General features: G+C 64.3%; 24 protein-coding genes. 15 read left to right on the top strand and 9 right to left on the bottom strand.

The features are described 5' to 3' along the window. Positions 1–114 precede the first annotated feature (114 nt). Positions 115–540, bottom strand: coding sequence for a PaaI family thioesterase (locus tag AC0L21_RS34695; RefSeq protein WP_473266248.1), 426 nt, complete (start codon positions 538–540; stop codon positions 115–117). 65 nt (positions 541–605) lie between these two features. On the opposite strand from AC0L21_RS34695, the gene AC0L21_RS34690 reads away from it, so the two are divergent. Continuing rightward, positions 606–1,235: an NUDIX hydrolase gene (locus AC0L21_RS34690; RefSeq protein WP_473266252.1), complete on the top strand. Its 630-nt coding sequence runs from the start codon at positions 606–608 to the stop codon at positions 1,233–1,235. 70 nt (positions 1,236–1,305) lie between these two features. Continuing rightward, positions 1,306–2,520, top strand: coding sequence for a hypothetical protein (locus AC0L21_RS34685; RefSeq protein WP_473266247.1), 1,215 nt, complete (start codon positions 1,306–1,308; stop codon positions 2,518–2,520). Positions 2,521–2,689: 169 nt separating this feature from the next. Here AC0L21_RS34685 and AC0L21_RS34680 read toward each other — a convergent pair whose 3' ends face one another. Continuing rightward, on the bottom strand, positions 2,690–2,992 hold the full coding sequence (locus AC0L21_RS34680) for a hypothetical protein (protein ID WP_473266245.1): 303 nt from the start codon (positions 2,990–2,992) through the stop codon (positions 2,690–2,692). Positions 2,993–3,186: 194 nt separating this feature from the next. On the opposite strand from AC0L21_RS34680, the gene AC0L21_RS34675 reads away from it, so the two are divergent. The 5 genes from AC0L21_RS34675 to AC0L21_RS34655 all read left to right on the top strand — a co-directional run bounded on the left by AC0L21_RS34675 (position 3,187) and on the right by AC0L21_RS34655 (position 8,313). Then, complete coding sequence (locus AC0L21_RS34675) at positions 3,187–3,666, top strand: hypothetical protein (protein WP_473266244.1); 480 nt, start codon at positions 3,187–3,189, stop codon at positions 3,664–3,666. Between the two features lie 163 nt (positions 3,667–3,829). Then, the gene (locus AC0L21_RS34670; RefSeq protein WP_473266241.1) at positions 3,830–4,777 is read left to right on the top strand and encodes a TAXI family TRAP transporter solute-binding subunit; all 948 of its coding nucleotides are present in this window, start codon (positions 3,830–3,832) and stop codon (positions 4,775–4,777) included. A 156-nt stretch (positions 4,778–4,933) separates the two neighbouring features. Further along, on the top strand, positions 4,934–7,042 hold the full coding sequence (locus AC0L21_RS34665) for a TRAP transporter permease (RefSeq protein ID WP_473266239.1): 2,109 nt from the start codon (positions 4,934–4,936) through the stop codon (positions 7,040–7,042). Then, complete coding sequence (locus AC0L21_RS34660; RefSeq protein ID WP_473266251.1) at positions 7,003–7,416, top strand: DUF1850 domain-containing protein; 414 nt, start codon at positions 7,003–7,005, stop codon at positions 7,414–7,416. The genes AC0L21_RS34665 and AC0L21_RS34660 overlap by 40 nt, the downstream gene beginning before the upstream one ends. A gap of 90 nt (positions 7,417–7,506) precedes the next feature. After that, complete coding sequence (locus AC0L21_RS34655) at positions 7,507–8,313, top strand: SDR family NAD(P)-dependent oxidoreductase (protein ID WP_473266237.1); 807 nt, start codon at positions 7,507–7,509, stop codon at positions 8,311–8,313. A 133-nt stretch (positions 8,314–8,446) separates the two neighbouring features. Here the strand turns inward: AC0L21_RS34655 and AC0L21_RS34650 are convergent, their stop codons facing one another. Continuing rightward, the gene (locus tag AC0L21_RS34650; RefSeq protein WP_473266234.1) at positions 8,447–8,569 is read right to left on the bottom strand and encodes a hypothetical protein; all 123 of its coding nucleotides are present in this window, start codon (positions 8,567–8,569) and stop codon (positions 8,447–8,449) included. 34 nt (positions 8,570–8,603) lie between these two features. Then, positions 8,604–10,148 carry a cation:proton antiporter gene (locus AC0L21_RS34645; protein ID WP_473266233.1) on the bottom strand — a complete coding sequence of 515 codons (1,545 nt, stop codon included), beginning with the start codon at positions 10,146–10,148 and terminating at the stop codon, positions 8,604–8,606. A gap of 141 nt (positions 10,149–10,289) precedes the next feature. On the opposite strand from AC0L21_RS34645, the gene AC0L21_RS34640 reads away from it, so the two are divergent. The 5 genes from AC0L21_RS34640 to AC0L21_RS34620 all read left to right on the top strand — a co-directional run bounded on the left by AC0L21_RS34640 (position 10,290) and on the right by AC0L21_RS34620 (position 15,968). Then, on the top strand, positions 10,290–11,048 hold the full coding sequence (locus tag AC0L21_RS34640; RefSeq protein WP_473266231.1) for a tetratricopeptide repeat protein: 759 nt from the start codon (positions 10,290–10,292) through the stop codon (positions 11,046–11,048). Positions 11,049–11,163: 115 nt separating this feature from the next. Further along, on the top strand, positions 11,164–12,549 hold the full coding sequence (locus AC0L21_RS34635) for a tetratricopeptide repeat protein (protein ID WP_473266250.1): 1,386 nt from the start codon (positions 11,164–11,166) through the stop codon (positions 12,547–12,549). Between the two features lie 144 nt (positions 12,550–12,693). Further along, positions 12,694–14,628, top strand: coding sequence for a propionyl-CoA synthetase (locus AC0L21_RS34630; protein WP_473266230.1), 1,935 nt, complete (start codon positions 12,694–12,696; stop codon positions 14,626–14,628). Between the two features lie 169 nt (positions 14,629–14,797). Further along, entirely contained in the window at positions 14,798–15,058 is a 261-nt protein-coding gene (locus AC0L21_RS34625) for a hypothetical protein (protein ID WP_007597509.1), read from the top strand. Positions 15,059–15,221: 163 nt separating this feature from the next. Beyond that, entirely contained in the window at positions 15,222–15,968 is a 747-nt protein-coding gene (locus tag AC0L21_RS34620) for an OmpW/AlkL family protein (RefSeq protein ID WP_473266228.1), read from the top strand. Between the two features lie 105 nt (positions 15,969–16,073). On the opposite strand, the gene AC0L21_RS34615 is transcribed toward AC0L21_RS34620, so the two are convergent. Beyond that, entirely contained in the window at positions 16,074–16,769 is a 696-nt protein-coding gene (locus tag AC0L21_RS34615) for a DUF1013 domain-containing protein (protein WP_007597507.1), read from the bottom strand. A 253-nt stretch (positions 16,770–17,022) separates the two neighbouring features. Between AC0L21_RS34615 and ispH the strand changes: the two genes are divergently transcribed. The 3 genes from ispH to rnhA are packed head-to-tail and all read left to right on the top strand — an operon-like array spanning position 17,023 to position 19,442. Then, positions 17,023–17,991 carry a 4-hydroxy-3-methylbut-2-enyl diphosphate reductase gene (ispH, locus tag AC0L21_RS34610; RefSeq protein ID WP_007597506.1) on the top strand — a complete coding sequence of 323 codons (969 nt, stop codon included), beginning with the start codon at positions 17,023–17,025 and terminating at the stop codon, positions 17,989–17,991. Between the two features lie 6 nt (positions 17,992–17,997). Beyond that, a complete protein-coding gene (locus tag AC0L21_RS34605) occupies positions 17,998–18,981 on the top strand; it encodes a homoserine kinase (RefSeq protein WP_473266227.1) in 984 nt (327 codons plus the stop codon). Then, positions 18,978–19,442 (top strand): ribonuclease HI, encoded by a 465-nt coding sequence (gene rnhA / locus AC0L21_RS34600; protein ID WP_473266225.1) that lies wholly within the window; start codon positions 18,978–18,980, stop codon positions 19,440–19,442. The genes AC0L21_RS34605 and rnhA overlap by 4 nt, the downstream gene beginning before the upstream one ends. A gap of 163 nt (positions 19,443–19,605) precedes the next feature. On the opposite strand, the gene AC0L21_RS34595 is transcribed toward rnhA, so the two are convergent. The 4 genes from AC0L21_RS34595 to AC0L21_RS34580 all read right to left on the bottom strand — a co-directional run bounded on the left by AC0L21_RS34595 (position 19,606) and on the right by AC0L21_RS34580 (position 24,104). After that, entirely contained in the window at positions 19,606–20,091 is a 486-nt protein-coding gene (locus tag AC0L21_RS34595) for a peroxiredoxin (RefSeq protein ID WP_007597501.1), read from the bottom strand. Between the two features lie 119 nt (positions 20,092–20,210). Beyond that, positions 20,211–20,765 carry a DUF924 family protein gene (locus tag AC0L21_RS34590; RefSeq protein ID WP_473266224.1) on the bottom strand — a complete coding sequence of 185 codons (555 nt, stop codon included), beginning with the start codon at positions 20,763–20,765 and terminating at the stop codon, positions 20,211–20,213. A gap of 15 nt (positions 20,766–20,780) precedes the next feature. After that, the gene (locus AC0L21_RS34585; protein ID WP_473266223.1) at positions 20,781–22,466 is read right to left on the bottom strand and encodes a long-chain-fatty-acid--CoA ligase; all 1,686 of its coding nucleotides are present in this window, start codon (positions 22,464–22,466) and stop codon (positions 20,781–20,783) included. Between the two features lie 189 nt (positions 22,467–22,655). Continuing rightward, positions 22,656–24,104 carry a D-alanyl-D-alanine carboxypeptidase family protein gene (locus tag AC0L21_RS34580; protein ID WP_473266222.1) on the bottom strand — a complete coding sequence of 483 codons (1,449 nt, stop codon included), beginning with the start codon at positions 24,102–24,104 and terminating at the stop codon, positions 22,656–22,658. Positions 24,105–24,147: the final 43 nt, after the last annotated feature.

Below are 24,147 nucleotides of genomic sequence, written 5' to 3'. Positions count from 1 at the left end.
CCCCCCCCCCCCCCCCACCCCCCCCCCCCCCCCCCCCCCCCCCCCCCCCCCCCCCCCCCCCCCCCCCCCCCCCCCCCACGGCGGAATTTGTGGAGCGCAGTGAACGCAGCACCGCTACCCCGGCCCCTTCAAAATCTTGAACACACCATTGGCCATCACCACGCAGCGGCCGCCCGCGCTGACCTCGGTGCTCATGAAGATCAGGCTGCGCGTCGAGCGCACCACGCGCGGGCGGGAGATCAGGACATCGCCGATCTGGCCGGCTTCGACGAAATGAGTGTCGAGCTGCACCGTCGCCATGAACTCCTTGCCGGAGACGTAGCGGGCGGTCATGCCGCAGGTACGGTCCGCGAACGTCATCATCACGCCGCCCTGGACCATGCCGCGGCGGTTGTGGTGCTTGTCCTCGGTTGCAAGTGCGAATTCGTATTGGCCGTCGACCTTGCGCTCCCACAATGGGCCGATCAGGTGCATGAAGCCCGTGGTCTCCAGGATGGTCCAGCCGTCTGCTTTCAGCCTTGCGGCTGCCTTGTTGGTCATGTCGTCCATTCCTGAGCGCGTCGTGCGATCTCATTTCATCGGGGCCGGACGTGGTGTAGTCAAGCATCATGAGACCGTTCGACGATGCCACACGGCGGAATATCGCGGCTGCCTGCGCGGCCTTCACGCGGTTGCCGGAGGACGAGGTGCCAGCGGTGTTGAAGCGCGCCGCGGTGGCAATTGCGCTGACCGCGGCCAGCGAGGGCGATGACACGGCGTTGCTGCTCACGCTGCGCGCATCGCATCTGCGCGCCCATCGCGGTCAATGGGCCTTGCCCGGCGGACGCTGCGATGCCGGCGAGACGCCGGTCGAGGCGGCGCTACGCGAACTCGACGAGGAGCTTGGCCTTCACCTGACCGGCGTGGAGGTGCTCGGCACGCTCGATGATTATCCGACCCGCTCCGGCTATCTGATCACCCCGGTCGTGGTCTGGGCCGCCGATAGTGCCGCGATCAAACCAAACCCGGACGAGGTCGCCTCCGTTCATCGCATCGCGCTTGCGACGGTCGAGCGCGAAGATGCGTTCGATTTCGTCGCGATCCCCGAGAGCACGCGCCGTGTGATCCGCTTCCATCATCAGTCGAGCCTGATCCACGCACCGACGGCGGCGTTGATCTACCAGTTCCGCGAAGTGCTGGCAGGACGGCACACCCGCGTCAGCGAGCTGGAACAGCCGGTGTTCGCCTGGAAGTGACGGGAGGGGCGAAAACGAGGTAAACGACGTGTTAACGTGACGGTTACCGGATGCCTGCTAAGAGGGCAGCATGCATCAATCGATTCGAAATGCCGTGAGACTGGTTCCACTCGCGCTCGTCCTGCTCGCGCCTGCCGCGCGCGGTGGCGAATCCGACGCGCTGTCGCCAGCCGTCCGCAATGCCAAAGCCCAGATGTTGTCGCAGTTTTTCGCGCAAGGCGGCGTATCGCCCGCCGTGCTCGAATATCGCCGCAAGCTGCAGGAGTATCAGGCCGCGCGTGCTGCGTTCGACGAGGAAGCCGGCGCATATTGGAGCCAGATCTCCGAGAAACGGAAAGGCCGCAACGCCAAGCGGCGCAATGGGCAGCAGGTCACGCTCGACGATTACGTGCTGGAGCATCCACCGCTCTATAACGGGCCGAAACGGCCGGTGAATCCGGAGCCGGAGGAAACCCCGGACCGCCCGACGAAAAAGCAGATCCCCGTGGTCGCCGATCTGCTGCGCGCGGTGCAGGAACTCTATCAGTTCACGCCGCAGCGGCCGTCCAGCGAAGTCGAGTTCAAGCGCGTCTATGCACGCTACGCGCTGGCCTCGGGGCTGACGCGCGAGCAGGCGGTGCGGGTCTATGCGTTCGAGACCGGCGGCACCGGCAGTTACGACGTGCAGGCGGGAATCGAGCATGGCGGCAAGCGCGCCATTTCGACTGCGATGGGTTACAACCAGCTGCTGACGACCAACAGCGTCGAGCTGCTGGCCGAGCAAGGCCATGAATTCATCCGCGCGCTCTCCGACAAGGTCGCGAGGGCCTCTGGCCCCGCGCGCCAGACGCTTGAGCACAAGCTTACCGTCCTGAAGAAGATGGTGGCGCATGCCAAATCGGTGCCCGACACCTGGTCGGAGCATGAGAAGATCGGCAACACCGCGCAGGGCTGGGCCATGCATGCCATGGTGCTCGACATCGATATCGGGCCGATGCTGCAGACTCACAAGCTGCTGACGTCGGTGCTGTTCGCGCGTGCCAAGGGCTATAGCCGCCCGCTCAGCGCGGCCGAGCTCGAGATGATGAACCTCACCGGCGACGGCACCGGCCTCGACATGGTGACGATGCCGCAGGCGATGCGCGAGCAGGTGCCGACCTCGAACTTCTTCCAGCGCGGCGGCTACGAGCGCAACCCGGTCGCGATCCGCCACAACACGGTGGCGAAGCTGCTGGCGGTGACGGACACGAGGATGGACAGCAACAGCAACAACGCCGGCGCGCGGGAGCTGGCGGGAGCGTTTTAGACATTCGCCCTGCCACATCTTCCACTGTCATGCCCCGGCTTGACCGGGGCATCCAGTACGCTGCGGCCTCTCGATTCAAGCACGCGATCTGTGGAATACTGGATCGTCCGCTTGCGCGGACGATGACGCCGAGCGCGCCGCGGCGCTCTCGCCCAGCTGACCGCCGCCGCTACTGATCCGACCCGAACCTGAACTTGCCGTCGCCTTCCAGGTACGGGCCGCTGCGCATGTAGAGCTGACCGTTGTGGCCGAGGAAGAACAGCGTGCCCTTCGGCACCTTCTTGGCGCCCTTCAGAAGTTCGCCGGCATTGCTGGTGCCCATCTTGTAGGAAAAGGTCTTGCCGTCCTTGTCATAGGCGTAGCCGGTGTCGGGCTTGAGCTCCCAAGGTGTTGCAGCGGTCTGCGCCAATGCGGGCGCAGCGAACGCGACGAGCACGGCCGTAACCAAAAAAGTCTTTGTTGAAAATGCCATTACCCTATCCTCCCCATCGAGGCTCCCGGTTTGAACAAATCACGAACGGCGCTTCCAGGTCAATTTGCGAAAGCGCCGCAGCGCTTCACGTCTTGCCGAGCAGTTTGTGATTTTCCCTTCGTCCCCGCGCGACTATGTTCCGCTTTCCGTCTAGAACGCAATTCGACAAAAACATTGGGTAGGGGATGATTCGAATGAACCTCGTCATGAAAGCTTGCTGGGCCGCCGGCCTGATGCTGACGGCGCTTGCGCCGGCCGCCCGGGCCGATGATTACCAGCTCAGCCACAACCAGAGGATTTCGTGCAGCCGCGGCCTTGCCCCGGGCAAGCTGAACACCGCGACCTGCAAGTCCTACACCTATCTCTTCAACACCAAGACCTCGGAATATTTCCGCTGCCAGGTCTCGCTGGCGCTGACCCGCGACAACAAGGAAGTCATCAACGTCCAGACCGACGGCGCCTGCACCAAGAAGCCGCGCATTTTCGACACCGACGGCCATTACGATTTCGACGCCACCGAGACCGAGCCGCCGAACACCAATTCGTTCTTCGGCCCCGGCGGCTACTCCGTCTGGGCTGCCGACGTCGGCGCGCAGAAGGTGCGCGGCTGCATCATCATCTCCTCCGGCCTCGGCTCCGACATCTCCAAATGCCTGGACATGACCTTCCAGTGAGGGGCTGACCGACCTGGCTGCGCCACCTCGCCACACCCTGCCGAGTTCCCCAAAAATCGAGCCAGGACAGCCATTTAGCGCAGTCCTGTTTTGACTTTTGGATGGGTTGACCCGCACCCCTCATCCGGCCAACTTCCCGGCCGGTTTGGGGAGTGGAAAGATCATGAAACGGACGATTTTCGGCGTGACCGCGGCTCTTGCTCTGGCGGCGTCGGCACCTTGCGCGCAGGCGCAATCCTTCATCAACGTGCTGACCGGCGGCACCTCCGGCGTCTACTATCCGCTCGGGGTCGCGATCGGGAAGATCTACGGTGACAAGATTCCGAACGTGAAGACGCAGGTGCAGGCCACCAAGGCGTCGGTCGAGAATCTGATCCTGCTCCAACAAGGGCGCGGCGAGCTGGCGTTCACGCTGGGCGACTCGCTGAAAGCGGCCTGGGACGGCGAAGAGGAGGCGGGCTTCAAGTCCAAGCTCGACAAGCTCAGGACCATCGGCGCGATCTATCCGAACTACATCCAGATCGTGGCGACCGCCGAGAGCGGCATCAAGACGCTGGCGGACCTCAAGGGCAAGAGCCTGTCGGTCGGCGCGCCGAAATCGGGCACGGAGCTCAATTCGCGCGCGATCCTGGCGGCGGCCGGCATGAGCTACAAGGATCTCGGCAAGGTCGAGTATCTGCCGTTTGCCGAATCCGTCGATCTCATGAAGAACCGCCAGCTCGGCGCGACCTTGCAATCGGCCGGCCTCGGCGTGGCCTCGCTGAAGGATCTGTCGACCTCGAGCCCGATCACGGTGGTATCGGTGCCGAAGGAGACCGTCGACAAGATCGGCCTGCCCTTTGTCGCGGCGACCATTCCCGCCAACACCTACACAGGGCAGGACAAGGACGTGCCGACCGCGGCCGTGATCAACTATCTCGTCACCAGCTCGGCGGTGTCCGACGATCTCGCCTACCAGATGACAAAACTGGTCTACGAGTCGCTGCCCGAGCTCGCCAACGCGCATGCGGCCGGCAAGGAGATCAAGCTCGAGACGGCCGCCAGCGGCAGCCCGGTTCCGCTGCACCCCGGCGCGATCCGCTACTACAAGGAAAAAGGGCTGATCAAGTAATCAGCTTTCGTTATCGGGCGTCATGGCCGGGCTTGTCCCGGCCATCCACGTTCCAGGAGCAGGCGAGAAAGTCCGTGGATGCCGGGACAAGCCCGGGCATGACGGTCTGGAGGCGTCGTGCAATGTTATAAGCGCTGGACGGTTGGGGTCATATCGATGTTGCAGGCAGAAGGCAGCGAAGCGCCCATCAAGGTCGAGTTCGACAATTTCGAGCACGGTTTCCCGGAAGGCTTTGGCCCGGGCTGGTGGGGCACGCTCGCGTACTGGATCGGCATCGCCTTCGCGACCTTCCAGCTTTATGTGGCGGCCTTCAACTATCTGCCGAGCCAGGTGGTGCGCGGCGTCCATGTCGGCTTCCTCATTCTCCTTACTTTCGGTCTGATCGGCAATTTCACCGCCAAAAGCGATTTCGGCCGCGCGATCGGCTGGCTGATCGGCGGCGCCGGCTTTCTGTGCGGGCTCTATCAATGGATCTTCTATGCGGATCTGATCGCACGTGACGGCGATCCGACGCGCCTCGATCTCGTGGTCGGCACGCTGCTTGCCGTCCTGATCTTCGAGGGCACGCGGCGGCTGATGGGCGCGGCGCTCCCGCTGATGTGCGGCGCCTGTCTCGTCTACTGGTTCTTCGGGCAGTATCTGCCATCGCCGCTCAACCATCGCGGTTACGATTTCGACCAGATCATTACGCATCTCTCCTTCGGCACCGAAGGCTTTTACGGCGTGCCGATCTACGTCTCGGCGACCTATATCTTCCTGTTCATCCTGTTCGGCTCGTTCCTGGAGCGCGCCGGCATGATCCAGCTCTTCACCGACGTTTCTCTTGGATTGTTCGGCAGGACCCGCGGCGGCCCCGCCAAGGTCGCGGTGTTCGCCTCGGGCATGATGGGCACGATCTCGGGCTCCGGCGTCGCCAACGTCGTCACCGTCGGCCAGTTCACGATTCCGCTGATGATCAGGTTCGGCTATCGCCGCGCGTTCGCGGCCGGCGTCGAGGCCACGGCCTCGATGGGCGGGCAGATCATGCCGCCGGTGATGGGCGCGGTCGCCTTCATCATGGCGGAGACGCTCGGCGTCCAATATTCGGAGATCGTGAAAGCGGCCGCGATTCCCGCGATGCTCTATTTCGCCTCCGCCTTCTGGATGGTGCATCTGGAGGCCGGCAAGCACGGCCTCACGGGCATGAAGAAGTCGGAGACCCCGAGCGCCTGGAAGGCGCTGGTGAAGGGTTGGTACCTGGTGCTGCCGCTCGCGGCCCTCGTCTACATGCTGTTCGAAGGCTTTACGCCGCTCTATGCCGGCAGCATGGGCCTCGCGCTCACAGTGGGGTTGATCCTCGGCACCGCTATCACGACGGGCGCGTCTTCGATTGCCGTCCGCTATGTCTTCTGGATCGGGCTCGCGCTCGTCGTCGCTGCGCTCTCGCGCGACGGCCTTCAGATCGTGCCGGTCGCCTGTGTCGTCGTCGCGTTGATCGTGATCACTGCGTTCGTGCGCGGCGGATTTTCCGCCCTGCGCGCCTGCCGCGATGCGCTGGCCGAAAGCGCGAAATCCGCCATCACCGTCGGCATGGCCTGCGCTATCGTTGGCGTCATCATCGGCATGATGTCGCAGACCGGCGTCGGCACCATCTTCGGCGGCTGGGTGATCGGCCTCGGCGAGAAGAGCCTGTTCCTGGCGCTGATCATGACCATGCTGCTGTCGATCCTGCTCGGCACCGGCATCCCGACCATCCCGACCTACATCATCACGGCCGCGCTCGCGGCGCCCGCGCTGGCGAAACTCGGCGTGCCCCTGATCGCGAGCCATATGTTCGCGTTCTATTACGGCATCATGGCCGACCTCTCGCCGCCGGTCGCACTGGCGGCGTTAGCCGCGGCACCGATTGCGAAGGAGAATCCTGACAAGATCGGCTGGGAGGCGATGCGCATCGCGCTCGCCGGCTACGTCATCCCCTTCATTTTCGTCTATTCGCCGGCGCTGATGCTGCAGGCCGGCGACCCCATGGCCGCCAAGCTCGGCTTCTACGGCGCGGTGGCGCTGGCGGCCTTGAAGGCGCTGGTGGCGATCGCCCTGTTCGGCATGGTCGCGATCGGATTCCTGTTCACGCGCCTGACGTTCCTCGAACGTTTGGTCGCGCTCGGTGCCGCGGTCTGCCTGCTCGGCGATTTTCCGTTCAGCGACACCGCAGGCTTCCTGCTTGCCGCGGCGATCGTGCTGTGGCAGTGGCGGCGGCGTCCGCCGGCGCCGGTCGAGGCGGTGTGAGCCTCTGCTTCGTCACAGCCTCAGGCGTGAAGGCGCTGGCGCTGTCCGCGTTCACGCTGGTGTGGACGCATTCGATCGCGAAGGTCGACTGGCAGGAAGACTGGCGCGTCACCCCGGCCGGGCTCGAACTGGTGCAGGCGCGCGTGAAGGGCACCGGCCCCGGCATGGAGCCGCCGCCCGAGGCGCGCCTCGTCGACGGCTGGTTTCAATGGAGGCCCGCGCGCGCGCCGATGCCGGAGGTCGTGCTGGGCAATTCGGGCGCGGCTGGCGAATGGCGGCTCTGCCATGACGGCAAGTGCCGGACGTTGTCCGAGATTGTCGGTCATCCCATTGGTGCTAACGTCACAAAGATGAGTGTCTGCAAAGATCCGTAGCCTGGATGGAGCGAAGCGTAGTCCGGGGCCGCCGTTCCCGGATTACGCTTCGCTCCATCCAGGCTACAAGAAAAACACGGGAGAAACGCGATGGATCGGCTCAAGGGCAAGGTTGCGATGGTGGTGGGCGCCGGCTCGATCGGACCCGGTTGGGGCAACGGAAAGGCCACGGCGGTCACCTTTGCGCGCGAGGGCGCGCAGGTGTTTTGCGTCGATCGCAACGGCGCGGCCGCCGAGGAGACCGCGAAGATCATCACCGGCGAAGGCGGCCGGGCGACTGCCTTCACTGCTGACGTATCTCGCGCGAGCGAGGTCGAGGCGATGGTCGCGGCGTGCTTGCAGGCCTACGGCCGCATCGACGTCCTCGACAACAATGTCGGCATCGCCGAGATGGGCAGCGTGGTCGAAGTGACCGAGGAGAGCTGGGACCGGGTCTTCAACGTCAACCTCAAGAGCGCCTATTTCGCCATGAAGCACGTCATCCCCGTGATGGTGAAGCAGGGCGGCGGCTCCATCATCAACATCTCCTCGATCGCCTCGATCCGCCACATGGGCATCTCCTACGTCACCTACGGCACTTCGAAGGCGGCGATGAACCAGATGACGCGCACCACCGCGATCGAATTCGCGCGCCACCATGTCCGCGTCAACGCGATTCTGCCCGGCTTGATGAAGACGCCGATGGTGGAGCATTCCGCCGGTCTCGCCGCCAGTTACGCCAAGGGCGACGTCGAAGCGATGTGGCGCGCGCGCGATGCGCAAGTGCCGATGGGCCACATGGGCGACGCCTTCGACGTCGCCAACGCTGCGCTGTTCCTGGCCTCGGACGAATCGAAATATGTGACGGGGATCGAACTCGTGGTGGACGGCGGGATCACGTGCAAGGCAGGGGCGTAGCTCCTTGCTCGTCGCCCTGGCGTAAGCCAGGGCCCATTACCACAAGGCTAGGTTTGGGCGAAGACTGCCGACTCAAGCCTATGTCAACAATTCGCATTCGGGGTAATGGGTCCTAGCTTTCGCCAGGACGACATCACTGCGCCAGCGCCAGAATCCCGCCGGCGAACGAATGCCATGCTGCCGTTTCGCTGATCGGCCAGTTCAGCACCTTCGCCGCCAGCATCGCGAGCGTGCCGGTGATGTAGACCGGGTGCACGCGGCCCTCGGTGCGCCAATCGGGGATGGCGGATTTAACCCCCTGCGCTCAATTCTGCGCGATCGAGCTCTTCCTCGATCCGATGGAAGGCATCGTCGCCGATCACTTCCCTGGCGCGGAGCTCGAAGATCGATTTGCGCGCGGCCGCGATGCCACGGCGGCGTAGCGGATCGGCGGGCAGTTCGCCGTTGGTGATGCCGCCATGGGGGTCGTCGTCGGCCTGCATCAGGATGGCGCGATATTCGAGCCGCAGGATTTCCGCTTCCTCCGACGGATCGTCCTCGATCGCATCGAGCGCGGCGCGATAGGCAACGGCCCGGGCGCGCGCGACCTCGATGCCCACGGGATCGTCGTCCTTGAGGCCGAACGCCAGGATCAGCGGCCGCAGCGTCAGGCCCTGCACGATTAGCGTGCCGAGCACGACCGCAAACGCCGAGAAGACGATAAAGTCACGATGCGGAAAGTTTTCCGGCAAGGCAAAGGCGGTGGCGAGGGTGACGAGGCCGCGCATGCCGCACCAGGAGATGATGAGGCCGCCCTTGGCCGAGGCGACCTGCTTCGGATCCTTGGGATGATAGATCCCGTACGCCACCAGCGAGCGCAGCGTCGTGCGGTAGAACGTGACCCAGAGCAGCCGCACCAGGACCACGGTGAGCAGGATCCAGGCGGCGGCCATGCAATATTCCCAGCGCACGTCCGCGTCGAGCCGCGTCCAGATCGGCCGCATCTGCATGCCGATCAGCATGAAGGCGAGCACGTTGAGCACGAACACCATGGTTTCCCACACCGCGTAGGACGGCACCCGCAGCCGCGCCGGCATACGGGCGGGTGCAGCGCGTGCCATCGTGATGGCGTACACGACAATGGTGAGGATGCCGGAGAGGCCTAGATGTTCAGCGCCGATCCAGACCATGAAGGTGGTGGCGAATTGGATGATGATCGAGCTGGGGGTCTCCTTCACGCGTTCCATGAACAGCGGAATGATGCGGCCTGCGACCAGGCCCGCGACGACGCTGCCGACCAGGGCCAGCGCCATCGTCGGCGCGACCTGGCTCCATGCCAGATGCTCGGTGGCGATCGCACCAACGGCGATGCGATAGATCAAAAGCGCGGTCGCATCGTTGAGCAGGCTCTCGCCTTCCAGGACCTTGACCATGCGGTAGGGCAGTTTCACCTGGCTCAGGATCGCGACCGCAGCGGCCGCGTCGGGCGGGGCCACGATGGCGCCGAGCGCAACCGCGGCGGCCCAGGGCATGTCAGGCATCAGCCGGTGCGCTGCGTAGGCCACAGCGGCCGTGGTCAGGCCGACGGCGGCGACCACCAGAGTGGAGACCGGAACCCAATTGTTGCGGAGATCGCGCAGCGAGGTGTCGAATGCGGCATCGAGCAGGACCGGTGCGACAAAAAGAGCCAGTGCCAGGTCGGGCTCCAGCGTCCAAGACGGGCTCGAGGGCACAAACGCGATCAGCGCGCCCCCGATCGCGAGAAAGGTCGGATAGGGGACCTTGATCCGCCGCGCCAGCGCCGATAATCCAACGGCGCCGAGCAGAAGCACGATGATCCATTCGAATGTCGACACGTTGATCCCCGAAACCGATTTGAGCGGCGCCGCAAGCTAGCACCAATCCGGCCGTATGATGGATAGTGCGGCCGCAAGGCAAGACCTCAACCCGGACCTTAACTCAAGATTGAAACCCAAGATTTGCCGACTGTGACGAGCATGCGTTTTCTCATTCAATGGTCCGGCGCCGCGGTGATCATCGCGCTCTCGTTCGTCGTGGCTCATGCCGCGACCGGCGGCGAACCGGCCGCGGTCCCGCAGGTCGACATCGCGCCGTGCCTCGCGGCTGCCGCAGCCGACGACATCGACAAGGCCGCCCCGGCCTGCTCCGCCGTGATCGACAACGAGAAGACGGCGAAGGCTGACCTGATCAAGGCGCTGATCGCGCGTGGCGCGCTTTTTGCCCGGCGCGATCAGGTCGATCGTGCGATCGCCGACGACAGCCGCGCCCTGGAGCTCGATTCCGGTCTCGCCGATATCTTCAACGCGCGGGGCGAGCTCTGGCTGAGGAAGGGTGACAAGCCCAAGGCGGTGCAGGATTTCGGCGCGGCATTGAAGATCGATCCGAACCACGAGAAGGCCAAGGCCAATCACAAGGCGATGGCGCGCGAAATCGAGCGGATCGGCGCGCAGATGGCGGTCGCGGGCAAGCCCAGCTTCATTTGCAAGAGTGCGCGCCGCCCCGTCGAGAAGGCGATCTGTGCCAACCGCGAGCTCGCCGACCTCGACCGTGAGATTTTTGCGTCCCATGCCCGCGCGCTGCGTGAAGTCCGCAATGCAGGCGAAGCGAAGGTGCTGCAGCGCGAGCAGGACGATTTCATCGCCCGCCGCAACGCCGGGTTCGGCCGGCCCGGCTACGATCTGAAGAAGGCGATGCAGGAGCGGCTGCAGCGGCTGAACGGGGTGGACGGGTATTGAGGCTTTAAGGCCTCGGCAGCGTCATGGCCGGGCTTGCGCCCTGACTGGCTCAATTTGAACCCATCGCCTCCCCGCCGCGACAATGGAGAAAGTCCTCGTCCCGGAGCCCTATGCCATGTGCGGCACGCATCCTTCCGCGCAAATGCTCTTGTTTGCAAAAATCTCGCTTCGCTCGCTCCTGCTCAGCGCGGCAATGAGCGTCGTCCTCGTCGCCCCTGCTTCGGCCGGCGTCGATTGCGTGATGGGCAGCAAGGCCGCACCGGCTGAGCTGATCCCGGCCTGCAGCGCCACCATTGACCAGGCCTCAAATCCATCCTCCGATCGCGCCGCGGCATTGCTGGTGCGCGCCGACGCCAATGCGCGGACTTCGGGCGGCCTCACGCAGGCGCTGCGAGATATCGATCGCGCCATTGCGCTCGATGACAAGAACGCAAAAGCCTGGCGCCTGCGGGGCGATCTCCTCCGGGAGGCCGGCGGCGATCTCAACCGCGCCGCTGCGGACCTCAGCAAGGCCATCGAGCTCGATCCGCAGGATTCGGAATCCTATGAGCTGCGCGGCGTCGTCTACACCAACCAGCGCCGGCTCGATCGCGCGCTTGCCGATTACGACCAGGCGATCAAGCTGAAGCCTGACAATGCACAGGCCTGGTCAGACCGCGGCGTGACCTATTATCTCGGCGGCGAAAACGAGAAGGCGATCCGCGATCTCAGCGAGGCGTTGCGGCTCGATCCGAACCGGCCGCGCAGCTACACCAATCGCGGCGCCGCCTACAAGAAGCTTGGCCAACTCGACAAATCGGTTGCCGACGACGGCGAGGCGATCAGGCTCGATCCGAAGGTGCCCGAATATTACGACAATCGCGGGCTGTCGCTGGCCGCGATGGGCGAGTACGACAAGGCGATTGCCGATTACGATCAGGCACTCCGGCTGGCACCGCGGCCGAACTTCTTCACCAACCGCGGCGATTCCTACCACCTCAAGGGCGAGCTTGGCGCGGCGCTGAGCGATTACGAGGCCGCACTGAAACTCGATCCGAATTTCGCGCAGACCTACAATAACCGCGCCGTGCTCTACAAGAAGATGGGCGAGCGCAAGAAGGCGCTGGCCGACTACGAGACCGCGCTGCGGCTCGATCCCGGCAATGACAACGCCGCCGCCGGCCGCCGCGCTATGATCGCGGAGATTGCGAAATTCGGCGGCGAGCCGCTGCGGCCGCTCGCTGCGAATTCCGGCAATGGCCCGTCGTTCGATTGTGCCACTGCGAAGCGCGAGGTCGAGAAGGTGATTTGTGCCGATCCGCAACTGGGTGTGCTCGATCGTCAGATCGCCGAGACCTACGAGCGCGTGCTGAAATCGGCAGGGTCCCGCTCGGCCGGCGACCTCCGTCGCACCCAGCGCGACTTCCTCGCCACCCGCAATACGAGCTTCGGCCGCCCCGGCTATGATCTGAGGAAGGTCATGCAGGACCGCCTGCAGCGGCTGAACGCGATGGATAGCTGAGCATTGTTCTTTTCAGCTTGAACCGCGGCCCGTTCCCGGGACAATAACCCTCAAACAAGGCTGGTCCTTGATCCCTGTCATGGCGGGACGTTTGTCCTGCCACAAGGTCAGGGCCAGGCGAATAAAGGGAACGGGAGCGCGGGAATGAACGTCCGAGGAAACGTCCAAGGAAACATCGACGGAAAGAGCCTCTATCACGAGGTTTATGCGCGCTCGCTGGCCGACCCTGAGGGCTTTTGGGCCGAGGCGGCCAAGGAGATCGATTGGATCGAGCCACCGAAAAAGATCTTCGATCCCTTGCAGGGCGTCTACGGCCGCTGGTTCAGCGGTGGCGTCGTCAACACCTGCTACAACGCGCTCGACCGCCACGTCGAACGCGGCCGCGCCGACCAGATCGCGCTGATCCATGATTCGCCACTGGCAAATAGCGTCACCAAATTCACCTACGCCGAACTGCTGGCCGAAGTGCAGGCGCTCGCCGCCATCATGCAGGATTTTGGTGTCGCCAAGGGCGATCGCGTCATCCTCTATATGCCGATGGTACCGGAGGCCGTCGTCGCCATGCTCGCCTGCGCGCGCATTGGCGCGGTGCACTCCGTGGTGTTCGGCGGCTTTGCCGCGAAAGAGCTCGCCACCCGCATCGACGATGCGCAGCCAAAGTTGATCCTGTCGGCGAGCTGCGGCATCGAGCCCGGCCGGATCGTGCAGTACAAGCCGCTGCTCGACGAGGCGATCAGGCTTGCGGGCGCAAAGCCGAAGGCCTGCATCGTGCTGCAACGTCCGCAGTTCGTCTGCGCCCTCACGCCCGGCCGCGACTATGATTGGGCGGGCCTGCGCCGCAAGGCGATGAACGACGGCAAGCAGGCGCCTTGCGTGCCCGTCGCCGCTACCGATCCGCTCTACATCCTCTATACGTCAGGCACGACCGGCATTCCCAAGGGCGTCGTGCGCGATAATGGCGGCCATCTCGTCGCGGTGAAATGGTCCATGTTCAATCTTTATGGCGTCAAGCCGGGTGAGGTCTGGTGGTGCGGCTCCGACATCGGCTGGGTGGTCGGCCACAGCTACATCGTCTACGGCCCGCTGCTGCACGGCGCGACCTCGATCATGTATGAGGGCAAGCCGGTCGGCACGCCCGATGCAGGCGCGTTCTGGCGCGTGATCAGCGAGCACAAGGCGGTCGCCTTCTTCACTGCGCCGACCGCGTTCCGCGCGATCCGGAAAGAAGATCCGGAAGGAAAATTCATCCGGCAGTACGACCTCTCGACGTTCCGCACGCTGTTCCTGGCCGGCGAGCGCGCCGATCCGCCGACGGTGGAATGGGCGGAGCAGCAGTTGAAAGTTCCGGTGATCGACCATTGGTGGCAGACCGAGACCGGCTGGTGCATCGCCGGAAATCCGGTTGGCTTAGGTCAGCTGCCGGTGAAGCACGGGTCGCCGACGGTGCCGATGCCGGGTTACCAGATCGACGTGGTCGACGAAGCGGCAAAGCCGGTCGGTCCGAACACCATGGGCTCGATCGTCATCAAGCTTCCGATGCCGCCGGGCTGCCTGCCGACGCTGTGGAATCAGGACGAACGTTTCAAGGAAGCCTATCTCACCGAATTCCCCGGCTACTACAAAACTTCGGATGCCGGCTACAAGGACGAAGACGGCTATGTCTTCGTCATGGGCCGCACCGACGACATCATCAATGTCGCCGGCCATCGGCTCTCCACTGGCGGCATGGAGGAGATCCTGGCTTCGCATCCCGATGTCGCCGAATGCGCTGTGCTTGGTGTCAAGGACGCGATCAAGGGCGAGGTCCCCTGCGGCTTCCTGGTGCTCAAGGCCGGCGTGAAGCGGGCCCCCGCCGAGATCGAGAAGGAGATCATCGCGCTGGTGCGCGACAAGCTCGGCCCCGTTGCCGCGTTCAAGCTCGCCATCACCGTCGGCCGCCTGCCCAAGACGCGCTCCGGAAAGATCTTGCGCAGCACCATCAAGAAGATCGCAGATGGTGAAGCCTGGACCATGCCGGCGACGATCGAGGACCCCAAAGTGCTCGACGAGATCGGCGATGCGCTGAAGGGGCGGGTGTGAAGTTTGCAATGGGGCTTGAATAGGCCGCATTTTTCCGCTCAATCCTCATCCTGAGGAGCGCGCCTGGCGCGCGTCTCGAAGGATGAAAGGCCCCGCTGCTGCCGCTTGGCCTGCATGGTTCGAGACGCCCGCTGCGCGGGCTCCTCACCATGAGGATGAAAGGCCTGCCATGAATTCGAAGCCGTTTCTAGCGATTGCATTTGCGGGCCTCATTCTCTCCGCCTGCTCCGCGCGCTACCAGACGCCGGTGGCGATGGGCGGCGATGATGACGACGCGGTCTGCCAGAGCCGCGGCTATGCGGCCGGCTCGCCCGAATACGTGGCCTGCCGCAAGGACCGCGACGTCCAGCGCAGCGCTGCGACCACCCGCGCCGACCGCCGCCAGCGCGACCTCGGCGAATACATGCTGAACCATCCGGACCGGCCATGATGTAAGCTGCGGCATTATCCTGCCGCGACACATCTGCAACGCCGCAGCCAAATCGCAATCGCATTTGTCCTGATTTGATCGGCATCAAATCCTTCACCATCGCCTTTCTGCTCTGACGCTGATGTCGCGCAACGAAGCGCGCATGTGGCTGAAGGGGAATGCAATGGACGGTATGATAAGAAACGTGGCGCGGCTCGCGGCGCTAGGTGCGGCGCTGGCGGGGGCTCTTGCCTCGGCACAGGCCGCCGATTTGCCGATCTATAAAAAGACGCCGCCGCCGGTAGAAGCCTTCAATCCCTGGATGGTACGTTTGCGGGTACTAGGCGTGTTGCCGGATGCCGGCGGCTCGACCGTCAATGTCGCCGGCGTTCCGTCGCTGTCGTCGCCGAATTCGGGCCTCTCGATCAGCGATCAGGTCGTGCCTGAGCTCGACATCAGCTATTTCTTCACCAGGAACATCGCGGCCGAGCTGATCCTCGGCGTGACCCGGCATTCGATCAGCGGCACCGGCTCGCTCGCAAATCTGCCGATCGGCAAGACCACGCTGCTGCCGCCGACGCTGACCCTGCAATATCACTTCGACAATTTCGGCGCGTTCAAACCATATGTAGGCGCCGGCGTGAACTACACCGTGTTCTTCAACAATGCCGCAGCCAACACGCCGGCCGCGATCGTCGGTCCGCCCGCGATCGTCGCCACTGCCACGAGCCTGCATGTCAGCAACGCCTTCGGTGGCGCGGTGCAGTTCGGCTTCGACTACATGCTCGATCGGCACTGGGGCCTCAACGTCGACGTCAAGAAGCTCTGGTTGCGGCCGGACTATTCGGCGACGGTCAGTGGTCTGCCGGTTACCGGCACCGCGCATATCGACCCGTGGCTGGTCGGCGGTGGTGTGACGTATAAGTTCTGAAGTTTGGCGGGAGCACGCTGCCGCGCGACCGCGGACAGTCACAAACAAAAACGCGGCGGGTTGGCCCGCCGCGTTCGCATGCGATGATGAACGGGGAGCGAAGGATTACTCCTCCTCCTGGTCCTGCTTCTTGCCGCCGAGCGTCTTCAGCTTGGCGAACACGGCATCGACGTTGAGATCGTCGCTGGATCTCTCCGCGGGTTCGTACTCGTCCTTCTTGGTGGTTTCGGAGGCCGGCAGCAGGGTGGCGCCGCCATAGGCCGCGTCGATCGGCTTTTCCTTGGCCGCGCGCGCGACCTCGAAATCGAGCTCGATCTGCGAGCAGAGGCCGAGGGTGACGGGATCAATCGGCGTCAGCTGGGAGGTGTTCCAGTGGGTGCGATCGCGGACACTGGCGATCGTGCTCTTGGTCGTGCCGACCAGGCGCATGATCTGGGCGTCCTTGAGCTCGGGATGGTTGCGGAGCAGCCAGAGGATGGCGCTCGGGCGTTCGTGGCGGCGCGAGACCGGGGTGTAACGCGGGCCCTTGCGCTTGGGCTGCGGCGGCAGCACCACCTTGCTCTCCTGGAGGCGGAGCCGGTAGTCCGGGTTGTTCTCGCCCTTCTCGATCTCCTCGCGGGTCAGCTGGCCATTGGAGAGGGGATCCATGCCCTTGATGCCCTGGGCGGCGTCGCCATCGGCGATCGCGCGCACCTCGAGAGGGTGCATTTTGGTGAAATCGGCAACCTGATCGAAGGTCAGCGCGGTGTTGTCGAGCAGCCAGACGGCGGTCGCCTTGGGCATCAGAGGTGCGTTGCTCATGGCAAATCTCCTTTGTGCTTCGCCCACCCCTTTGGAGGCGAAACCGGTGGTCATCAGCGATGACTGGGAATTCGGGCTATATAAGCCCGGAGGGGGTAGCCACGCAATGGTTCTGCTATAGATAGTGCCTTGACAGCGCCCGAAAGGGGGCCCAATTCCCTCTGAAGTCCCTGTAAGACCGTACCCAAGCCCTATTCATCCATCGACCGCTGCCCGCCCATTTGGCGAGGTGATTCGGTCCCGAGATCGCTCAATGTCAGCCAAACCAGACCTCAAGATCGTGCTTTGTTCTCCCCGTGGCTTCTGCGCCGGGGTGGTCCGGGCGATCGACACCGTGGAACGGGCGCTCGATAAATACGGCGCCCCCGTCTATGTTCGCCATGAGATTGTGCACAATAAATACGTCGTCGACGGGTTGAAGAAAAAGGGCGCGATCTTCGTCGAGGAACTCGCCGAGATCCCGGAGAACACCACCGCGCCGGTGGTGTTCTCGGCCCACGGCGTGCCGAAATCGGTTCCGGCCGACGCCACCTCCCGCAATTTGTTCTCGCTCGATGCGACCTGCCCCCTGGTCACCAAGGTGCACCGCGAGGCCGCGATCCATTTCAAGCGCGGCCGCGAGATCTTCCTGATCGGCCATTCCCATCATCCGGAGGTGGTGGGCACGCTCGGCCAGCTCCCGACCGGCGCCGTGACCCTGATCGAGACTGCCGAGGACGCGAAGACCATCGCCCCGAAGGACCCGAACAACCTCGCCTTCGTGACCCAGACCACGCTGTCGATCGACGACACTGCGGAGATCGTGGCGCTGCTGAAGGAACGCTTCCCGAACATCAACGGGCCGCACAAGGAAGATATCTGCTACGCCACCACCAACCGCCAGCTCGCGGTGAAGAAGGTGGCGCCGGTGGTCGACGCTCTGATCGTGGTCGGTGCGCCGAACTCGTCGAATTCGCAGCGTCTGCGCGAAGTCGCCGAACGCGAGGGCTGCCCGATCGCCGTGCTGGCGCAGCGCGCCACCGAAATCGACTGGAAGCGGTTCGAGAACATCACCAGCCTCGGCATCACCGCGGGCGCCTCGGCCCCGGAAGTGATCGTCGAGGAGATCATGGACGCGTTCGCCGAGCGCTTTACTCTGCATGTGGAGACGGTCTCGGCCGCGGAAGAGAACGAATTCTTCCCGCTGCCGCGCCAGGTGCGCCCCGAAGCCGCCGCCGAGTAGACCTTCATGGCGGTCTACACCGACGTTGCCGCCGACGAGCTTGCGGACTTCCTCAACCAATACGATCTCGGCGAGTTGCTCTCCTACAAGGGCATCGCCGAGGGCGTCGAAAATTCCAACTTCCTGCTCCATACGACCGAGGGATCGTTCATCCTCACGCTTTATGAGAAGCGCGTGGCGAAGAACGATCTGCCGTTCTTCCTCGCGCTGATGACGCATCTGGCCGAGCACGGCGTCAGCTGCCCGCTGCCCGTGAAGGGAACGGACGGCGAGGCGCTGCGCGAGCTGTCGGGCCGGCCGGCCGCGATCATCACCTTTCTCGAAGGCGTCTGGCCGCGCAAGCCGAACGCGGCCCATTGCGCCGGCGTCGGCGAGGGGCTCGCCAGGTTGCATCTGGCCGGTGCGAATTTCGCGATCAGGCGTGCGAATGCGCTGTCGGTCCCCGGCTGGCGGCCGCTGTTCGATGCGGCGTCACACCGGGCCGACGAGGTGCAGCCCGGCCTGCGCGCGTTCCTTAGCCACGAGCTCGACTACCTCGAGAGCGGGGTCTGGCCGACGCAGCTGCCCGAAGGCGTGATCCACGCCGACCTATTCAACGACAACGTCTTCTTCCTCGGCGACAAGCTGTCGGGGATCATCGATTTCACTTTCGCCTGCAATGATATGCTGGCTTATGATGTCGCGATCTGCCTCAACGCTTGGTGCTTCGAGCCGGATCATTCCTTCAACGTCACCAAGGCACGGGCCTTCCTCAACGCCTATGGCCGCGTGAGAAAGCTGTCCGAGGCGGAAGAGGCCGCGCTGCCGCTGCTCGCGCGCGGCGCCGCGATGCGCTTCCTGCTGACGCGGCTGGTCGACTGGCTCAACGTTCCGCCCGGCGCGCTGGTTCGGCCGAAGGATCCGCTGGAATATGTCCGCAAGTTGCGCTTCCACCAGAGCGTTTCAAGCGTGCGCGACTACGGGCTGTCGCCGTCGGGGCTGGTGGTGTGAGCGAGCTTCCCAACGTCACGATCTACACCGACGGCGCCTGCTCGGGAAATCCGGGGCCCGGCGGCTGGGGCGCGATCCTGAAGTTCGGCGACAAGGAAAAAGAACTGAACGGTGGTGAGCGCCACACCACCAACAACCAGATGGAATTGATGGCGGCGATCTCCGCGTTGGAAGCGCTGAAGAAGCCGTGCACCGTCGATCTCTACACCGACAGCCAATATGTCCATCAGGGCATCACCGGCTGGATTCACGGCTGGAAGCGTAACGGCTGGCGCACTGCCGACAAGAAGCCGGTGAAGAATGTCGAGCTATGGCAGCGCCTCGATGCTGCACTGAAGGCTCATGACGTGCGGTGGCACTGGGTCAAGGGCCACGCAGGGCATCCCGAGAACGAACGCGCCGATCAGCTCGCGCGCGACGGGATCGTGAAGGCGCGATTGCAGCAGAGGGTGGCGGAGTAGGCGCACGGTCGGCGCTCCTTATGCTCCGCCGTCATCGCCCGGCTTGACCGGGCGATCCAGTAAGCAGCGGCCTCTCGATTCAACAACAACTGTCTCTGGAATACTGGATGCCCCGCTTTCGCGGGGCATGACAGTGTCGTTTGTGGCTGAAAGCGGTCGCCGCTTACAGCTGTCCCAGCAGCGTATCGCCGCCGGACACCTCGACCTTGCCCGGCATCGCCTCGAGGTTCAGCTTCTTGACCACGCCGTCCTCGACCAGCATCGAATAGCGCTTGGAGCGGATGCCGAGACCGTTGCCGGAGGCGTCGAGCTCCATGCCGATCGCCTTGGCGAAGTCGGCATTGCCGTCGGCGAGGAAGATGGCCTCGTCGCGCTGGTCGGTGTCGCGCTTCCACGCGTTCATGACGAAGGCGTCGTTGACGGAGACGATGGCGATGGTGTCGACGCCCTTGTCCTTCATGGCGTAGGCGTTGAGGAAGATGCTCGGCAGATGCATCTTGTGGCAGGTGCCGGTATAGGCGCCGGGCACCGCGAACAGCGCCACTTTCTTGCCCTTGAAGATATCGTCGGTGGTCTTCACCTGCGGGCCTTCCGCCGTCATCACGCGGAATTTCGCCTCGGGCAGCTTGTCGCCAGTCTGGATCGCCATCGTCAGTCTCCCTGAAAATCGGTCCCGCTTTTTAGACCGTGCGGCGGGCCTGCACAATATTGCCGGCGCCGATAGTGACACGGGAAGCGGTGAGGGCGGGACCCTTCACCGTTATGTCATCAGCCGGCGAACCCGCCGCCGTCGAGGAAGGCCTGCTCGTCCGACGTGGTGTCGCGGCCGAGCAGGCGGTTGCGGTGGGGGAAGCGGCCAAACCGCCGGATGATATCGGCGTGCTCACGCGCGTATTTCAGGTTCTGGGCATTTTCGGTGTTTTGAAACAGCGCGACGCAATGCAACTGGTCGGGCAGGTGCTCGGAATGCATGAAGGGCAGATAGAGGAATTCGAGCAGGACCGGATCGATCCTTTGATCTGCACCCCGCGCAATGGCGCGGCGGGCGACGTCGTGCGCCAACGCGTCGCTGGCAAAGGCCTGCGACGTGCCGCGAAACATGTTGCGCGGAAACTGGTCGAGCACGATGACGAGCGCGAGTGCGCCCTCGTCGGTCGCCTCCCATGACGAGAGCTCGCCGGCGACCGCCTTCTGCCACGGCGTGAGAAAGCGGCGCCTGACCTCCGCGTCGAATGCGTCGTTACGCTCGTACCATGCATCGCGGCCGGCCTCGCGCCAGAAGGCGAGGATGCCGGCCGGGCTGATGTTGCTGTCGTCGGTCATGAACGAAAGAGGGGCTTACGCCGCCTCCGCCTTCTTCTCGTCGCGCAGCTGCCGGCGCAGGATCTTGCCGACATTGGTCTTCGGCAGGTCGGTGCGGAATTCGATGTGCTTGGGCACCTTGTAGCCCGTCAGCTGCTCCTGGCAGAACTTGACCAGAACCTCCGCCGTGAGGTTCGGGTCCTTCTTGACCACGAACGCCTTCACCGCCTCTCCCGACTTGGAATCGGGAATGCCGATGACGGCGCATTCGAGCACCCCCGGGTTGCTCGCGATCACTTCCTCGATCTCGTTCGGATAGACGTTGAAGCCGGAGACCAGGATCATGTCCTTCTTGCGGTCGACGATCTTGGTGTATCCCCGCTCGTCCATGATGCCGATGTCGCCGGTGCGGAAATAGCCGTCCGCGGTCATCACCTTGGCGGTCTCCTCCGGCCTGTTCCAGTAGCCCGACATCACCTGCGGACCCTTGGCGCAAATCTCGCCGGGCTGGCCGAGCGGCATCTCGTTGCCGTCGTCGTCGCGGATCGAGATCCAGGTCGAGGGCACGGGGATGCCGATGGTGCCGTTGAACTCGGGATCGGTCGTGGTGTTGCAGGTCAGCGTCGGAGATGTCTCCGACAGGCCGTAGCCTTCGGCGATGGAGCAGCCCGTGATCGCCTTCCACTGCTCGGCGACGGGGCGCTGCACCGCCATGCCGCCACCGTTCGAGATCTTCAGCTTGGAGAAGTCGAGCTTCTTGAAGTCGGGATGATGCATCAAGCCGTTGTAGAGCGTGTTCACGGCCGGGAAGTTGTTGACCTGGTACTTCGCCAATTCCTTGATGAAGCCCGGGATGTCGCGTGGATTGGGGATCAGGAGATTGCAGCCGCCGGCGCGCACCGCGAGCAGGTAGCAGGCCGTCAGCGCGAAGATGTGATAGAGCGGCAGCGCGCAGACCACCATGAGTTGATCGACATGCGGCGGCGCGGCCATCGCCGGCTGCAGCCAGGCGTCGTTCTGCAGGACGTTGGCGACGATGTTACGATGAAGCAAGGTGGCACCCTTGGACACGCCGGTGGTGCCGCCGGTATATTGCAGGAAGGCGACGTCGCCGGGCGACAGCTTCGGCTTGTTGAAGGCCAGAGAGCGGCCGGCGGAGATCGCGTCGTTGAAGGACACCGCGCCTGGCAGCGACCAGGCCGGCACCATCTTCTTGACGCGGCGGACGACCAGATTGACGATCACGCCCTTGAAGCCGAGCAGGTCGCCCATGCTGCCGACGATGACGTGCTTGACTTGCGTCTTCGCGATCACCTGCTCGACGGTGTGGGCGAAATTCTCCAGCACGATGATTGCTTCGGCGCCGGAATCCTTGAGCTGGTGCTCGAGCTCGCGCGGCGTGTAGAGCGGATTGACATTGACCACCGCGAAACCGGCGCGCAGCACGGCTGCGGTCGCGACCGGATATTGCAGCACGTTCGGCATCATGATCGCGACGCGGGCGCCGCGTTGCAGGCCTCGCCCTTGCAGGTAGGAGGCCATCGCCAGCGACATCTGGTCGAGGTCGCGATAGCTGATCGACTTGTCCATGCAGATGAACGCCTTGCGGTCGGCGAACTTGGCGAAGCTCTCCTCCAGGAGGTCGACCAGCGATGAATATTGCGTCGGCTCGATATCGGCGGGGACGCCGGGCGGATATTGCTTAAGCCAGATGCGCTCCATGGAAACTCCCCTCATTGACCAGAGCCCGTTGTGTCTCGGGCTTGCCTCATTGCCGTCAGTATCGAGCCTGCCGGTACGGGTGGCAAGCGGTCGAGGCTTAGGACAAACGTCAGGGAGTGGCTATCGGAATCCTCGCAAACGGCTTGCCGCAACTGCGAAGTGCGGCGCGGTCTCGCCTCGCGTCCGCCGCTAACTGTTGTTGGCCGGCTTGGGGGGCTTGGTCGCGGCCTTGGGCTTGGCGGGTTTGGCTGCCTGCTCGCCGCTCGCCGCAGGCTTTGTCACCGCATCGGGCTTGGCTGCGGCATGCTTGGCACCGGCCGGCTTGGCTGCGGATTTGCCGTCGGCCGGCTTGGCGGCCGCCGCCGGTTTGGCATCGGGCTTCGCCGCCGCAGTCTTGGCGTCCTTCGGCTTGTCTGCCGCGTCGGGCTTTTTGGCGACGCGCGACTTCTTGCCACGCGGCTTTGGCGTGGCCTGCTGGTCGGCATCGGCCGCGACCGCCGCGATCAGGGCGGTCCCGGTGCGGGTCGGACCGGTATAGACCAGCACGGGCTCGGCCGCCGCCGGGGCCGAGGCCATCAGCTCGGAGGCCTTCATCAGGGGCGGCTGAAGCCCGGCCGTGAAGAAGGTGACCTGGGCTTCGCCGCCCGTGGCCGAGGCGGAGCCGGACGTGCCGCCATTGGTCGCGATCAGCGCGTCGTCATCGTCGCTGGCCGGCCGCTTGCGATGGCCGCCGCACATGTCGTCACGCAGGTTCGGCGGCGAGGCATCGACCGGCACCAGCTTGTCGACGGTGCCGAGCGAGGGGCGGAGCCAGGTGAGATTATCTTGCGAGAAGCCGCGCTCCAGCAGCTGCGCCGCCTTTACCGCGCGCGCGGTGCCGGAGTTGGCGCCCAGCACGACGGCGATCAGCCGGCGGCCGTTGCGAGTGGCCGATGCGACGAGATTGTAGCCGGAGGCGCAGATGAAGCCGGTCTTGAAACCGTCCGCGCCGGGATAGCGGCCGATCAGCTTGTTGAAATTGCCGGTGACGCGCTTGCCGAAGCGGATTGCCGGAATGTGTACGAAATACTCGTACTCGGGCAGGTCGCGCAGGAACGAGCGCGCGAGAATGCCGAGATCTCGCGCGGAGGTGATCTGTCCGTCGGCGGGCAGGCCGTTCGGATTGACGTAGCTCGTCTGCGTCATGCCGAGCTTCTGCGCGGTGTCGTTCATCAGCGCCGAGAAGCCGTCGATCGAACCGCCGACGCCTTCCGCGAGCACGACGGCCATGTCGTTCGCCGACTTCACCATCATCATCTTGAGTGCGTTGTCGACGGTAAGCTGCGTCCCCGGGCGAAAGCCCATCTTCGAAGGCGACTGCGAGGCTGCCGTCGGCGATACAGTGAGCAGTGTGTCGAGTGTGAGCTTGCCGTCCTTGACCGCCTTCAGCGTCACATAGGCGGTCATGATCTTGGTGACGGAAGCCGGATACCAGGGAATGGTTGCGTTTTCGGCCTGCAGCACCTTGCCGCTATCGGCCTCGATCAGGAGCAGCGCTTCGGCACTCGCCGCGCGCGGCGCCAGTAATGCGGCACACGCGAGTCCCGCGGCGAGCAGGTTGAACAGGGATTGACGAAGCAGCGGGCGAAGAGCGTGCACTATCCGATTCCGGTCCTTGGAGACCCGCCGGTTCCGGTCGGCT

Source organism: Bradyrhizobium sp. WSM4873, from assembly GCF_055811355.1.
This window is presented reverse-complemented; position numbering and strand designations above follow the sequence as displayed.